The sequence below is a fragment of the Pseudoalteromonas prydzensis genome, from assembly GCF_001661495.1.
GTDB classification, from domain to species: Bacteria; Pseudomonadota; Gammaproteobacteria; order Enterobacterales; family Alteromonadaceae; genus Pseudoalteromonas; species Pseudoalteromonas prydzensis.
In genome coordinates this window covers 1-13,760 of sequence record NZ_BDDT01000004.1, presented here as the reverse complement: position 1 = coordinate 13,760, position 13,760 = coordinate 1, and the positions used below count along the sequence as shown (strand labels likewise).

Annotated in this window: 15 protein-coding genes, 2 rRNA genes and 1 riboswitch; of the genes, 2 read left to right on the top strand and 15 right to left on the bottom strand. The window is 42.3% G+C overall.

Annotation, left to right across the window (positions count from 1 at the left end):
- Positions 1 to 165: 165 nt before the first annotated feature.
- Together A7968_RS09540 and yaaA are read right to left on the bottom strand one after the other, a co-directional pair.
- Positions 166 to 1,080: a mechanosensitive ion channel family protein gene (locus A7968_RS09540; RefSeq protein ID WP_064666357.1), complete on the bottom strand. Its 915-nt coding sequence runs from the start codon at positions 1,078 to 1,080 to the stop codon at positions 166 to 168.
- Positions 1,081 to 1,189: 109 nt separating this feature from the next.
- Positions 1,190 to 1,969, bottom strand: coding sequence for a peroxide stress protein YaaA (gene yaaA / locus A7968_RS09535; protein WP_064666356.1), 780 nt, complete (start codon positions 1,967 to 1,969; stop codon positions 1,190 to 1,192).
- Between the two features lie 251 nt (positions 1,970 to 2,220).
- Here yaaA and tal point away from each other — a divergent pair, with 251 nt between their 5' ends.
- On the top strand, positions 2,221 to 3,171 hold the full coding sequence (gene tal / locus A7968_RS09530) for a transaldolase (protein WP_064666355.1): 951 nt from the start codon (positions 2,221 to 2,223) through the stop codon (positions 3,169 to 3,171).
- A gap of 176 nt (positions 3,172 to 3,347) precedes the next feature.
- Positions 3,348 to 3,536, top strand: a complete 189-nt coding sequence (locus A7968_RS09525) for a DUF3545 family protein (RefSeq protein ID WP_064666354.1) — start codon at positions 3,348 to 3,350, stop codon at positions 3,534 to 3,536.
- 188 nt (positions 3,537 to 3,724) lie between these two features.
- Here the strand turns inward: A7968_RS09525 and ung are convergent, their stop codons facing one another.
- The 13 genes from ung to A7968_RS09460 all read right to left on the bottom strand — a co-directional run.
- Positions 3,725 to 4,387: a uracil-DNA glycosylase gene (gene ung / locus A7968_RS09520; protein ID WP_064666353.1), complete on the bottom strand. Its 663-nt coding sequence runs from the start codon at positions 4,385 to 4,387 to the stop codon at positions 3,725 to 3,727.
- Complete coding sequence (locus A7968_RS09515; RefSeq protein ID WP_064666352.1) at positions 4,384 to 5,241, bottom strand: cobalamin-binding protein; 858 nt, start codon at positions 5,239 to 5,241, stop codon at positions 4,384 to 4,386. Before A7968_RS09515 ends, ung begins: the two co-directional genes overlap by 4 nt.
- Positions 5,241 to 5,840, bottom strand: coding sequence for a cob(I)yrinic acid a,c-diamide adenosyltransferase (cobO, locus tag A7968_RS09510; RefSeq protein WP_064666351.1), 600 nt, complete (start codon positions 5,838 to 5,840; stop codon positions 5,241 to 5,243). Before cobO ends, A7968_RS09515 begins: the two co-directional genes overlap by 1 nt.
- Positions 5,830 to 7,326 (bottom strand): cobyric acid synthase, encoded by a 1,497-nt coding sequence (locus tag A7968_RS09505; protein WP_064666350.1) that lies wholly within the window; start codon positions 7,324 to 7,326, stop codon positions 5,830 to 5,832. Before A7968_RS09505 ends, cobO begins: the two co-directional genes overlap by 11 nt.
- Positions 7,326 to 7,853 (bottom strand): bifunctional adenosylcobinamide kinase/adenosylcobinamide-phosphate guanylyltransferase, encoded by a 528-nt coding sequence (gene cobU, locus A7968_RS09500; protein ID WP_064666349.1) that lies wholly within the window; start codon positions 7,851 to 7,853, stop codon positions 7,326 to 7,328. Before cobU ends, A7968_RS09505 begins: the two co-directional genes overlap by 1 nt.
- On the bottom strand, positions 7,850 to 8,650 hold the full coding sequence (locus tag A7968_RS09495) for an adenosylcobinamide-GDP ribazoletransferase (RefSeq protein WP_064666348.1): 801 nt from the start codon (positions 8,648 to 8,650) through the stop codon (positions 7,850 to 7,852). The genes cobU and A7968_RS09495 overlap by 4 nt, the downstream gene beginning before the upstream one ends.
- On the bottom strand, positions 8,650 to 9,714 hold the full coding sequence (gene cobT / locus A7968_RS09490) for a nicotinate-nucleotide--dimethylbenzimidazole phosphoribosyltransferase (RefSeq protein WP_064666347.1): 1,065 nt from the start codon (positions 9,712 to 9,714) through the stop codon (positions 8,650 to 8,652). The genes A7968_RS09495 and cobT overlap by 1 nt, the downstream gene beginning before the upstream one ends.
- Before the next feature lie 4 nt (positions 9,715 to 9,718).
- A complete protein-coding gene (locus tag A7968_RS09485) occupies positions 9,719 to 10,714 on the bottom strand; it encodes a FecCD family ABC transporter permease (protein WP_193330380.1) in 996 nt (331 codons plus the stop codon).
- A complete protein-coding gene (locus A7968_RS09480; RefSeq protein WP_064666345.1) occupies positions 10,704 to 11,537 on the bottom strand; it encodes an ABC transporter ATP-binding protein in 834 nt (277 codons plus the stop codon). The genes A7968_RS09485 and A7968_RS09480 overlap by 11 nt, the downstream gene beginning before the upstream one ends.
- A gap of 84 nt (positions 11,538 to 11,621) precedes the next feature.
- Positions 11,622 to 11,746, bottom strand: a riboswitch (cobalamin riboswitch).
- 41 nt (positions 11,747 to 11,787) lie between these two features.
- Complete coding sequence (locus A7968_RS09475; protein WP_064666344.1) at positions 11,788 to 12,402, bottom strand: histidine phosphatase family protein; 615 nt, start codon at positions 12,400 to 12,402, stop codon at positions 11,788 to 11,790.
- A 105-nt stretch (positions 12,403 to 12,507) separates the two neighbouring features.
- The gene (locus tag A7968_RS09470) at positions 12,508 to 12,936 is read right to left on the bottom strand and encodes an FKBP-type peptidyl-prolyl cis-trans isomerase (protein ID WP_064666343.1); all 429 of its coding nucleotides are present in this window, start codon (positions 12,934 to 12,936) and stop codon (positions 12,508 to 12,510) included.
- A gap of 386 nt (positions 12,937 to 13,322) precedes the next feature.
- Positions 13,323 to 13,437, bottom strand: a 5S ribosomal RNA gene (gene rrf, locus A7968_RS09465).
- Positions 13,438 to 13,572: 135 nt separating this feature from the next.
- Positions 13,573 to 13,760: ribosomal RNA gene (locus tag A7968_RS09460) — 23S ribosomal RNA — on the bottom strand; the annotation flags it as partial.

Below are 13,760 nucleotides of genomic sequence, written 5' to 3'. Positions count from 1 at the left end.
CCCTATTAGTGCTAACTGTCTTTAAAAAGTTGCAGTTAATTATCCATAAAGTTATTAAAGCCTTCATGATTATCTAACACCGTTATGTAAATCAGACCTATCAGCAGGTAACTTTTACCTGCTGATAGTTCACCACAGTTCAGGTTAGTTATTAAATAAAGCAGTCTATTGCTCTGTCTGCTGTTGTTTATCACTGATCATCGCATCGAGTTTTTCACCGCCTTTAATAGCAAAGTCAAGCGTGCGAATTGGGAATGGAATGCTAATATCAGCGTCATTAAGCGCCTGCTTAACGGCCACGATTGCTTTATGGCGGACCGTCATAAAATCAGCTTCGCCGGGGTATTTGATCCAAAACCACACCAGCAAATTGACACTGCTGTCGCCAAAACTGTCGGCATAAACGGCCGTTTCCTCTTGTTTAATGACAAAATCAAATTCATTAATTTTTTTAACGATCACTTCGGCTGCCTGCTCTGGATCATCTGCGTATGAAATTCCTACTGGCACTTCAATGCGGCGCACACCTAAGGTGCTGTAATTACGTAATACATTGCGAAACAGTATTTTGTTAGGCACTAAAATTAATTGTCCATAGAAGTTCTCAACCAGCGTATTACGCAAATTTATTGACTTAACAGTACCAAATACATCATCGGTTTTAATCACATCGCCGGTTTTAAAAGGCTTTCGAATACCCATGGCAATACCTGCTATAAGGTTTTCGGTCATATCCTGAAAGGCAAAACCAATCGCTAGCCCCACAATACCGGCACCTGCAAGCAGTGAGGTTACTGTGCCTTTTAGCCCCATAAAATCGAGTGCGATAAATAAACCCACACACAGTATCAGCACCTTAAATATTGAGGCCATTAAATCAGCGATTTGTTTGGAATCCAAAGAGCGGCGCAATAAATTACGCATCATCGAACCTAAAAAACGCGCTAGGATGGAAAATACAATGGCAATCATCACTGCCACAATGAAGTTAGGGATATGGCTTATGACAACATCAAACCAACCACCGAGTTTTTCTTCTATTAATTTTTCAGCTTCACTGATAGAAGGTATTTTTAACATTATTAAACCCTGATTGTTCTACATATAGGATCAGGTTCGTGCAAAATCAGCGCCAAAACTAAAAAGCCATGCAATGCATGGCTTTTTAAGCGTTTAATGCTGGTAGAAATTAGTTTTGCTCATCACGCAAAAATACCGGCTCAAGCTCTTTTTGGCTTGCTTCACTGCTATAGTAGTAACCATCAACAGTAAACTTTTTTAAATCGCTTAATTGGGTAACTTTATTCTCAATAATGTAGCGAGCCATCAAGCCGCGGGCTTTTTTCGCGTAAAAGCTGATAATTTTATATTGACCATTTTTGCAGTCTTTAAAGTGCGGAGTAATGATTTGCGCGTTTAAGGTTTTTTTATCAACCGCTTTAAAATATTCGTTTGACGCTAGGTTAACTAAATATTTGCTATCTTGCTCTGCAAGTACAGTATTAAGTTTGTCTGCAATAATACTGCCCCAAAACTCATACAGGTTTTTACCACGACTATTATCGAGCTTTGTGCCCATTTCTAAGCGATACGCTTGCATTAAATCTAGTGGTTTTAATAACCCATACAAACCTGACAAAATACGTAAGTGGCTTTGTGCATAATCAAGTTGCCCAGCAGTTAAGTTGTTGGCATCTAAACCGCCATATACATCGCCATTAAAGGCCATCACAGCTTGTTTAGCGTTATCTGTTGTAAACGGCTGCGACCATTCACTAAAGCGCGCAGCATTAAGGCCTGCAAGCTTATCGCTAATTTTCATTAAACTGCTAATTTGTGCTGGTGTTAACTCGCGACATACAGCCATTAACTCTTCGCTGTGTTCAAGTAACTCAGGTTGCGTGAATTTATCGGTACTTGCTTGGCTCTCGTAATCTAAATTTTTTGCAGGTGAAATAACAGTGATCATAGTTAGCTATTGACTTGGAAATTATTTAATGTCAATTTCAACATTAAATGGAACGAAAAGCACGTTTTGTTTATATCAATCTGCCAGCATTGATTGGTATGATACCTACCTTATTCGCATCGCAGATTAAGCAATGCACCTTCGTTCTTTACTGATACGGACATAAGACCTATAAAGCACTGTCACAGTGCTGCAGTATAAGGTAGTTACAGTAGATTTTTCTTTTAACTTGCTTGGAATGAGGAAAGCAAATGACTTCAGCTCTACAAAGGCTCAAACAACATTCATCTATCGTGGCTGACACTGGTGATATTGAAGCGATTAAAAAACACCAACCGGAAGATGCAACAACTAACCCTTCATTGCTCTTAAAAGCCAGCGAAATTGAAGCCTACAAGCCATATTTAGATAAAGCGTGGAGTTACGCTAAAGAAACCGAGCAAGACCCTGCTAAGCAATTAGAATTGGCCTGTGATTACTTTGCGGTATTACTAGGTAAAGAGATAAGCGAGATTGTACCTGGCTATATTTCTACCGAAGTTGATGCACGTTTATCGTTTGATACACAAGCAACAATCAATAAAGCCCATACCTTGTTAAGCCTGTACGAGAAAGAAGGCGTAAGCAAAGATAAAATCTTAATCAAGGTTGCTTCAACATGGGAAGGTATTAAAGCTGCTGAGCAACTAGAAAAAGAAGGCACTAAATGTAACTTAACCTTGCTATTTAGTGATGCCCAAGCCCGTGCTTGTGCCGATGCTAACGTATTTTTAATCTCACCATTTGTTGGCCGTATTTTAGATTGGCACGTAGCCAACGGTATGGAAAAACCAACCGATCCATTACAAGATCCTGGTGTGCAATCTGTACGCAGTATTTTTGAATTTTACAAACGCCATGATTATAAAACCGTGGTTATGGGCGCAAGCTTCCGAAATACCGGTGAAATCATTGCCTTAACTGGTTGTGACAAGCTAACGATCAGCCCTAACCTTTTAGAAGACTTAGGCAACCTTGAAGGTGCGCAAGAATACTTACTTGAAAGTGATATTGCTAAAGAGCCAAAACCAGCTCCTTTAACTGAAGCACAGTTCCGCTGGTTGCACAATCAAGACGCTATGGCGACTGAAAAACTAGCCGAAGGTATTCGCTCATTTGCTGATGCCCAAGAACAACTAGAAGCACGTTTTAAAGCAATGTAATCGCTTTCATTGATTAAATTAAACGCCGTTTTTACGGCGTTTTTTTATGCCAAAAAATAATCCCAATTCATTAATTTATCACTTATCTGTAACATAACCGTCACTTTTTTATTCTATTTTAGTTTGGCCTGTGGTATAGGTATTTCCGAGGTTCAAAAATTCAATAGGAGAAGTTCATGGATAGCCTAGACGATATTTTAGAAATATTAGAAGGTCCTGATACAACAAGAAAGACCTCTCAGAAGAATAAAAAGAGAAAATGGCGCGAAATCGAAGCTTTAAAAGATAAGCATCGTTTACGTAAAGAACTACAGGAATTAGATTTTTTTGCAGACAATATTGCGATTGATGAATTAGATTTTTAATTTACACAGCGCAGTAAAACTAACCAACTAAAAGGCCCTTACTTAGCTGTAAGGGCCTTTGTTTTTTATTAAATGAGCTACATTTTTCGCAGGCTCACCTACATGCATTGAATTACAATTTGTGTAGCAGCGATTTTACATCGCGACAAAGCCTCAAATCTGCGCGGGATAAACCCCGCCTACGATTGTTAAACTTGCCAATCAATCGCACTCTTACCTTGCTGCGTTAGTAGCTGATTAGTTTTGGAAAAGTGCTGACAACCAAAAAAGCCACGATGCGCAGACAGCGGCGACGGGTGTGGGCCATTTAAAACATGATGCCTTGAGCTATCAATACCTTTACCTTTCTTTTGTGCGTGCGCCCCCCATAAAATAAACACCACACCTTCACAGTGTTGATTAATATGGGCAATCACCTGATCAGTAAACTGCTCCCAACCTAAGTGCTTGTGTGAATGTGCTTGGCCTTGCTCAACAGTCAGCACTGTATTGAGTAAGAATACGCCCTGCTCTGCCCAGCGTTGTAAGTAACCATGCTCAGGGATACTAAAGCCTGCAATATCTGTAGCCAGCTCTTTATAAATATTCTTTAATGACGGCGGTAGTTTAGCGACTTCTGGCAATACTGAAAAACACAAACCATGCGCTTGCCCTTCGCCGTGATAAGGGTCTTGCCCGAGGATCACTACTTTTATGTTCTCCAGCGGTGTTGCTTCAAATGCGCTAAACACCTGCGATTGTGCTGGATATACAGCAATACCCTGACTACGCTTTTGCGTAACTGTATCAAGCGTCTGCTGCATATAAGGTTTTGCACATTCGATGTTTAAAAAGTCTTGCCAATTGCTCATTGTGGCTCCTTAATTACGGCGCGCGAAGCATCAATTTTCATGCACATATCATCAAGCCCATCCAGCATTCGCATAGTAAAACGATGTAATAAATCGGCATTTACATGCAAAAATTGGCTATTTTTTACCGCTGGCACTTCAGGCCATGGCGACCAATCAATCACCGCTTGTTGCTGCTGTGATTTTTCATCTGGTAATATTATTACTTCTGGCTTGGCTACTACCACATTTTCAATGCTGATCTGCGGGTAATCCGTGCGGCTGTTTGCAAATACATTACGCCCTTGGCAAATATCAATTAATTGATTGATCCAAGTATTTTTCCCTACCGTCATCATCGGCTCTGGCCACAATTGATAAAACACCGCAACAGTGCTCTTGTCGCTATATTTGGCTTTAATGACTGCAATTTTATTTTCAAATTCAACTGCCGCTTGCTCAGCCGCTTGCTCTCGCCCTGTGAGTGTACCTAAACGGCGCAGTTCAGTTGGCACTTTATTTACATCACTGGCATCACTGTATGAAATCTCAATACCAAAGTCTTCTATACGGGCTAAATCTTCCGCTTTGCTGCCAGTTTTCCAAGCTAACACTAAGTCTGGTTTAAGTGCTAATAGCTTCTCAAGCTGGATACCTTGATGACCACCAATACGGACAATATCGTTTGCAGCATCAGGAAAATCAGCATATTCAACAGTGCCAACGATTTGCTCCCCTGCACCGATGGTATAGAGGTTTTCAACAATATGTGGAGCAAGTGCAACGATCCTTAATTGCTGTTTTTTAGGATCAGCCACGAGCTTAAAGCAGCACAAAGCCAGCGATAAAACGAGTATAAACCTAAACTTAACCATTAGTAGTCAAACCCTATTTGCGCTTTAACGCCCGCATCAAACGCATGCTTAACATTACGTACTTCACTTACGGTATCAGCTAAATCAGTTAACTTACGGTGTGCACCGCGCCCTGTTACAATCACAGACTGCATTGGCGGACGATTAGCAATAACATCTAGCGCTTCGTCTAAATCTATATACCCGTAGGTGATCATGTAAGTTATTTCATCTAGTAATACTAAGTTAATTGATTCATCAGCTAGCATGCGTTTCGCTTCTTGCCACGTCGTTTGAGCAGCGGCAGTATCTGATTCTTTATTTTGTGTCTCCCAGGTAAAACCTGTGTTCATAATTGCAAATTCAACGCCTGCGCCTTGCAAGATGTTGCGCTCCCCACAAGGCCAAGTTCCTTTAATAAACTGGCATACAGCGGCTTTCATACCATGGCCTACACAGCGAGTTACCGTACCAAAGCCAGAGGTTGATTTACCTTTACCATTACCGGTGATAACCTGAAAAACCCCCTTTTCAGTTTGTGCAGCAGCGATACGTTCATCCACTTTATCTTTTACTTTTTGTTGGCGTTGTTGGTGTTTATCGTTATTTTTATCGCTCATGTTTAACTCCTTCCCAGTTCTGGTAAATTTGTGTGATTTTGTCTAGATCTAAATGTTCTTTACACATTGTTGCTAGCCGTGTTAATTGCTGTTCGCGGTGCGTGTCGATATCGATTAATTGACTAATCCCACTATTTGGCAATACCCAATCGAGTATCAATTGCGTGGCTGCGCTGCTATCAAACAAGCCATGTAAGTAAGTACCTGCTATACAATTATCTTTTGATATAAAACCGTCTTGCGCAACATTATTAGGATGTTGCGTAAATTTTAAAAATGGCTGTTCCAATGCGGGGCCTTGGCTGCTACCGGCATGAATTTCATAACCGCTCACTTTGGCTTGCTGGCCCTGTAAAGTGATCACTCCCTCGGCTTGGGTTAGTACTTTTTGCTGCCCGAGATGAGTAACAAGATCAGCAAAACCTAAGCCTTTACATTGAGTTTGCTTGGATTCAACTCCATCAGGGTCAAAAATATCGGTTCCCAGCATTTGCAACCCACCACAAATACCGAGTAGTTTACCGCCGTAACGTAGGTGGCGCTTAATTTGTTCACCCCAGCCTTCATTGTTTAAAAAGGTCAAATCACTGATCACATTTTTGCTACCAGGGATAATAATAAGATCAACATCTGGAATTGCTTGGGTATGGCGTACGTAATTAGTATCAATGTGTGGGTTTAATCGCAGTGCATCAAAATCAGTATGATTACTAATATGTGGCAACAGTAAAATGGCTATTTTAATTTTCGCTTGGCTGACTTGGTTATCTATCGCGACCGCATCTTCGGCATCTAGGGCGAGATCATGCAAATAAGGTAATACACCTAATACAGGTTTAGCGGTGTACTCTTCAAGCCAATCAAGGCCACCTTGCAATAAGCCTATATCGCCACGAAAACGGTTGATCACAAAGCCTTTTACTCGTGCTTGTTCTGACTCGCTTAACAATGCAAGAGTACCGACCAGATGCGCAAACACACCGCCTTTGTCGATATCGGCAATAATAATAACAGGGCAATCAACCGCTTCAGCGTAACCCATGTTGGCAATATCACCGGCACGCAGATTGATTTCAGCGGGACTGCCCGCCCCTTCAACCACTAACAACTCAAACTCTTCACTTAAACGCTGCTGTGAAGTAAGCACCGCATCCATCGCAACTTTTTTATAATCGTGATAGGCCTGTGCTTCCATATTGCTAATTGCTTTACCATGAATAATAACTTGTGCGCCAGTATCACTGTTTGGTTTGAGTAAAATAGGGTTAAAATCAACCCGTGACGCTACTTTAGCGGCAATTGCTTGTAATGCTTGCGCACGACCAATCTCGCCGCCATCTTCGGTTACAGCGCTATTTAAAGCCATATTTTGTGGTTTGAATGGCGCAACTTTAATGCCTTGCTCGACAAACACCCGACATAGCGCCGCCACTAAGGTGCTTTTACCGGCGTCTGATGTTGTGCCCTGCACCATTAATGTTTTCATCATGATTGCTCTTTTAATGTTAAGGCAAGACCTGCCATTATAAATTCAACACGCTCTGCGTTAGCTGCAATGGCTTGATGCAACCAACCCGATTCATCCACAAACTCACGACTTAATTCACCAAGCGGCACAATACCGTGGCCCACTTCATTGCTGACAAAAATAACTTGCCCAGGTAAGTGTTCAAGGGCCGCTAACAGCGCTGCTTTTTGCTCATTCCAGCAGTCAGCTCTGGCATGGCATAAACAGTTACTGAGCCACAAGGTTAAGCAATCAACTAAAATACAGTTGTCTTTAGTACTGTATGTTTGTAGCGCATCGGCTAATGTTATTGGCTCTTCAACCAACGGCCAATCGGTGGGGCGCTGTTGTTGATGATGGGCAATACGTGCTTGCATTTCACTATCATGGGCTTGCCCTGTGGCGAGGTAAATAACCGCTTTATTACTATTTAGCGCTAACTGTTCAGCAAAACGACTTTTACCACTGCGCGCGCCGCCCAAAATCAATGTGTAGTTACGGCTCATAATAGACTCACTAAAGTAAGGTAAATAGTCACTTCACTTAGCTGCTGCGCCGCACCTAAACAATCGCCGGTGTAGCCACCTAATTGCTGCTTAAACCAGTAAATTAAGAGCTGTCTGAGTATCAATAACACAACGATCATCACTATGGCGGTTTGCCATAGCAATACACCAAATACAATTAAACAGCTCAGTACAAAGCCAGCTGTTAACAGCAAAATAGCTAAACTAGTGACGGATAAATGCATCGCGAGTGGTTTTACTTTTGCAGTGGCATCAGCGCTTACATAATTCATACTGAATATTAAGCTAGTTGCGATTGCACGGCTTAGGCATTGCCCAATCACTATTGCACTTAGCACATTTAATAATGAGCCACTGAGAAAAAGGAGACTTTGAAATTTCACTAGCAGTATGATAAATAATGCTGCCGCACCATAGGTGCCAAGACGACTGTCTTTCATAATGGCAAGCTTCTGCTCTACCTGCCAACCACCGCCGAAACCATCCCATACATCAGCCCACCCATCTTCGTGGAAAGCACCAGTTAATAATAACCCCACAGCCATCATTAGTAATACACTAATTGAAGGAGGTAATAACAGCTGAAAAATACTATATAGCAGTGCTAATAGTACGCCAAGTAATAACCCTACTAAGGCAAAGTAGCGGCTTGCTTGATTTAAATGAGCGCCCGTTACTGTAAAGTTTAGTGGCACTGGTACACGGGTTAAAAAACTAATTGCTAGTAACAGCAGCTGCCCTTGCGTTACCGTGTTTTGCACAGAGCTTGGCTGCATCAACTTACAACCTGCTCAACACCGGCATCAGCAAAGCTGGCCATCTGATTATAAAAACCAAGTGCGGCTTGCAATAGCGGAAGGCTCAACGCCGCGCCCGTGCCTTCACCTAAACGTAAATCAAGTTGCAGCAGTGGCGTAACATTTAGCGCGTCTAACATCAGTCGATGCCCTTGCTCGTTTGAGCAATGCGCAAAAATTAAATAATCTTTCACGGCTGGGTTAATCGCGATAGCAACCATAGCGGCGGCGCTACAAATAAAGCCATCAACGACTACCGCCATGCCCTGCTCAGCGGCAGCAAGCATAGCACCGGTAATATGTACAATTTCAAAACCGCCTAACGCAGCAAGCAAAGTGATAGCATCGGCAAATTGTGATTTATGTAATGCCAGCGCCTGCTCTACGACCGTTATTTTGCGCTTAACAATATCATCGCTCACTCCAGTACCTTTGCCTACACACTGCTGCGCCGGTAAATCAAGCATGGCTGCCATAAGTGCTGCAGCACTGGTGGTGTTACCTATGCCCATTTCGCCAAAGGCAATGGTATTACAGCCATTATGGCTAAGCTGCTGTATAAGCTGCTTAGCGTTATCAAAACCTTGCTGAACCTGCATAGTATTCATCGCCATCTCAGTATTTAATGGCTTAGTGATGCTACCTAAACGGCAGTTGTGCACACTCGGTGCTGTGACTGGATGCAAAATGCCACAATCAACCACTTCTAATTGCCAGCCAAGTTGTTGGCAAAATACATTAATAGCGGCACCACCGCTGACAAAATTAGCAACCATTTGTGAAGTTACATCACTTGGCGCTATCGATACACCTTGTGCTGCCACACCATGATCCCCTGCAAAAACCAACAAAGTAGGCTTAGTGATACTAGGAGTAAATGTTTTAAAGGCGTCTTCGTCAGCCACGTTTTGGCTAAATAAAGTAACCAATTGTTTGGCACATTGCTCCAATTTCCCTAGTGCGCCAAGGGGTTTGGTTTTATGATTAATCTTATCCACAATTAAGTTGCTATATTGATTGGTGACTGTAGGTATATTAAACATCTGACTAACTCTCTCGCTTGCGAAAATAAAGTAACGATAAAAAGAACACGCTGCCGATTGCAGAAGTGATCACCCCAATAGGTAACTCTTGATTCGCTAACAAAATACGCGATAACACATCGACCCATACCATAAATGTGCCGCCAACGAGTGCAGTCATCATTAAGCCACTAGGCGTACCTTGAGAGACAAAAAAGCGCACAATATGCGGGATCATCAAACCAACAAAGCCAATGCCGCCACACATGGCTACCAATACTGCGGTGATCAATGAGCTGAGTATCAGCATTAACAGTCGAAACCGTTGCACTGGGATACCGAGTGTCACGGCACTTTCATCACCTAGTAACATGGCATTGAGCTGACGGCGAAAGCCCATCATTACAGCTGTACAACTTAAAATCACTAAAGCAGGTAGCCAGAGCGTAGTCCACTGAGCGCGAGCAAAGCTGCCTAGAGTCCAAAACAAAATAGCCGTGATCGCCTGTGGATCACTAAAATACAACAGCAAACTGGTAAACGCGCTGAATAAAAAGGATAAAGCAACCCCTGCCAAGAGCATGGTTTCAACTTGCCCGCGCCCAGTACGTCCGGCAATAAAAACCAGTAATAGCATAGTAACTAAGCTGCCAACAAAAGCGGCCGCAGACATAGTAATCCCAGCACTTACGCCTGTGATTGTAATAAAACACACCACCCCAAATGATGCACCTGATGAGATGCCGAATAAATAAGGGTCAGCTAAGGGGTTGCGGGTGACGGTTTGCAAAATTAACCCCGCAATTGCTAAACCCGAACCAGCTAAAAAAGCGAGTAACGTGCGTGGCATGCGTAATTGCCAGATGATCCGTTCAATAAACGAGTCATGTCCTTGGCCACTAATACTGTGGTATACATCAATAAACTTACTCGGCGCAGCCCCAAAGCTCAACGCCACAAAAATACTCACAACAGCTATTATCAGCGCCGCAATAACTGCCAAAGTGTGCTTACTTGCCATTATTCACTCCCGCCTGATAACCATAAAAATAGGTAATACGCGGAATCGCTTTCTGTAATTGCTGGCTTTGCGGGTGCTGCGATACTTCAGCGCAGACACCAAATACATCGCTGAGCATTTTTTCTGTGATCACTTGCTCTGGCGTACCTGATGCTACTAACTGGCCTTGTTTAAGTACCAATAGTTGATCACACATACTTGCGGCAAGGTTAAGATCATGAAACGACGCCAAAATGGTCAGATTAAGTGACTTGGCAAGTTCCATTAATTGGATTTGATACTTGATATCTAAATGGCTGGTTGGCTCATCCATTATTAATAACTTAGGGCCTTGAACAATTGACCGTGCAATTAATGCCCGTTGTTTTTCGCCCCCTGAGAGTGAATCAAAATTTTGTGTTAAGTGATGGCTTAAACCCACTTGTTCTATCGCTTGTAAAACAACTTGCTGATCTGCTTTTGTGGTAGCACTAAATAAACTTTTGTGTGGCGTAAGGCCAAGACTGACAACATCATACACTGACAAATTAAATTGCGAGGGAGCCTCTTGCAGTACAACGGCAACTTGCTTGGCATAATCATCTGCGCTCAATTGCCAAATATTACGCCCAGCAAATTGCACCTCACCACTTTGTGGTTTGCTATAACGATATAGGCAACGCAACAAACTTGATTTTCCAGCACCATTAGGGCCAAGCAGACCTATAAATTGTCCTGCTTTTATCGCAAAATCGATATCTTGCAAAATGGCAGTACTGGCTACAGACCAGGATAAGTTAGTGACTTTTAGTAAAGGAGGCGCTGTTGCGTCAGGTGTATGCAATGTGTTGTTCTCTCTCGCGATAGCAAACCCACAGCACTACAAACCATGATGTTCATGGTGATAATAGAAGAGTTAACCCGCTCATTGATTCAAATTAACGTATTTTGTATCTGACTTATCACTCATGTGACTTACAGTTGCGGGTACAGTTGAGGACTTTCACCTCATTCCAAAATACATAAGGCCCTATTATGGGCAGGTGAGTAAATATTTCAATGAATATCTTTCTAGACGGCTACAATAGGGGTGATTAGAATACAATTTTTGGCCACGAGACAGCATTTTCATCAATAAAAATATCAATACAAACCAGTTTGCCATAGCCGATAGAAAATATATCTTGCTGCTGAGACTGTTTAGGCAACTGGCAAATTATAGCCAGCAGCTGCTTGATCACTCCTGCATGTGTTATCACCAACTGCGCTTGAGTCTCAGTTTTAGCAATATCAACTAATAGGGTTTGCCACCATGTCGCAACACGTTCATGGAAATCAGCCATAGACTCTCCACTGGGTGGAGTTACATGCCATGGGTCTTGCCAAAAATCACCAATACTTGGGCTATGTGTTTGTTGCCATAAATATTCATATTTACAACCATCCCAGTCGCCAAAGTTAAACTCTCTGATTTGATCCGTTAGGATAAGTGGAATTTGTTGGCGATTGGCAAGCTCTGTAGCAAATACGCTGCAACGCTTCAGTGTAGAGCTAATAATGCGCTCAATATTCACAAGTTCAGCACAGGCAATATTTAGCTGCTCGACTCCAATATCGCTTAAAGCAAAGTCGGTATGTCCAGCCAACACTCCCTGCTCGGCAAGCTCTCCATGGCGCAATAAATAAACACGGCTAGAGAATGGTTTCATAATATCCTTTACATGAGTAGTAATTATCCGGGGATGTAATTAACCTGAACGCTTGATAATCAATCGATGAGTAAATGCTCAATCACAGATCTAATTAAGTAATTATTAGGCTAAACGTATCAAACGAACATCAAAATGCAGCACCGCATTAGCCCCAATTTTACCACCATTACCTTTACGGCCCCAGGCCAGTTCAGCTGGAATAACAAATTCATAACGAGATCCTACCGACATAAGTAGAATGCCTTGTCGTAACCCTTCAATTGCCTCAGCTAATGCAAACACTTCAGGCATGCCTGCTTTATAACTGTCTGCAATCACACTTCCATCTGCCAGCATAATACGTTGATTGATAACAACTGTATCTAGGTCAGTTACCCGTTCGCCTGACACTTCATCAATAACCTTATACATTAAACCTGAATCACATAGTTGAGTATCAGGGTGAGCACTAAACTTAGCAATAAAACTTTCACTGTTTTTACGATTGAGCCCTGAAGAGCCTTTTGATTTGGTTGTTTTTTTACGACCCACGTGAACCCCGCCTATTTGTATTATAAATAAAAATGGTTTATCGCATAAATAGCCTAGTAAACGCAAGTGTTATAATGAGTTTGCTTATGTCTGATAAAAAGTGCGAGTTTCGGGTTTCGGGTTTCGGGTTTCGGGTTTCGGGTTTCGGGTTTCGGGTTTCGGGTTTCGGGTTTCGGGTTTCGGGTTTTTCAAGATTAAAATGCGGGAGAGTTAAAAGGGCAACCTGTATGACTACGCTCTGAGGAGTTCGTGGCGTTCTTTTATCCGTGGGTGTCAGATACTCAACCCACGCTACGGTGTCTAGGTTGACGCTGTACGACTAAAAGCTGACGGCTTAGAATACAAAAAACCCGTCACATCGCTGTAACGAGTTTCTTTAATTTGGAGCCTGGCGATGTCCTACTTTCACATAACAAATGCTACACTATCATCGGCGCTGTTTCGTTTCACTACTGAGTTCGGCATGGGGTCAGGTGGGTCCAAAACGCTATTGTCACCAAGCAAATTTGGTGTAAGTTCGATTTAATCAAACTTACTAAAATTTGGAATTTCTGATAATAAAAAGTCTTCAGTAATCTACTTTAGTTATATTAACTTCTTCGCTTAAACTGTCGCATAAAACGCGTTTGGCGTTGTATGGTTAAGCCTCACGGGTAATTAGTACAAGTTAGCTTAACATATCACTATGCTTCCACATCTTGCCTATCAACGTTGTAGTCTTCAACGGCCCTTCAGAGACTTTAAAAGTCTAGTGAGAACTCATCTCGAGGCCTGCTTCGCGCTTAGATGCTTTCAGCGCTTATCAGTTCCGAACGTAGCTACCG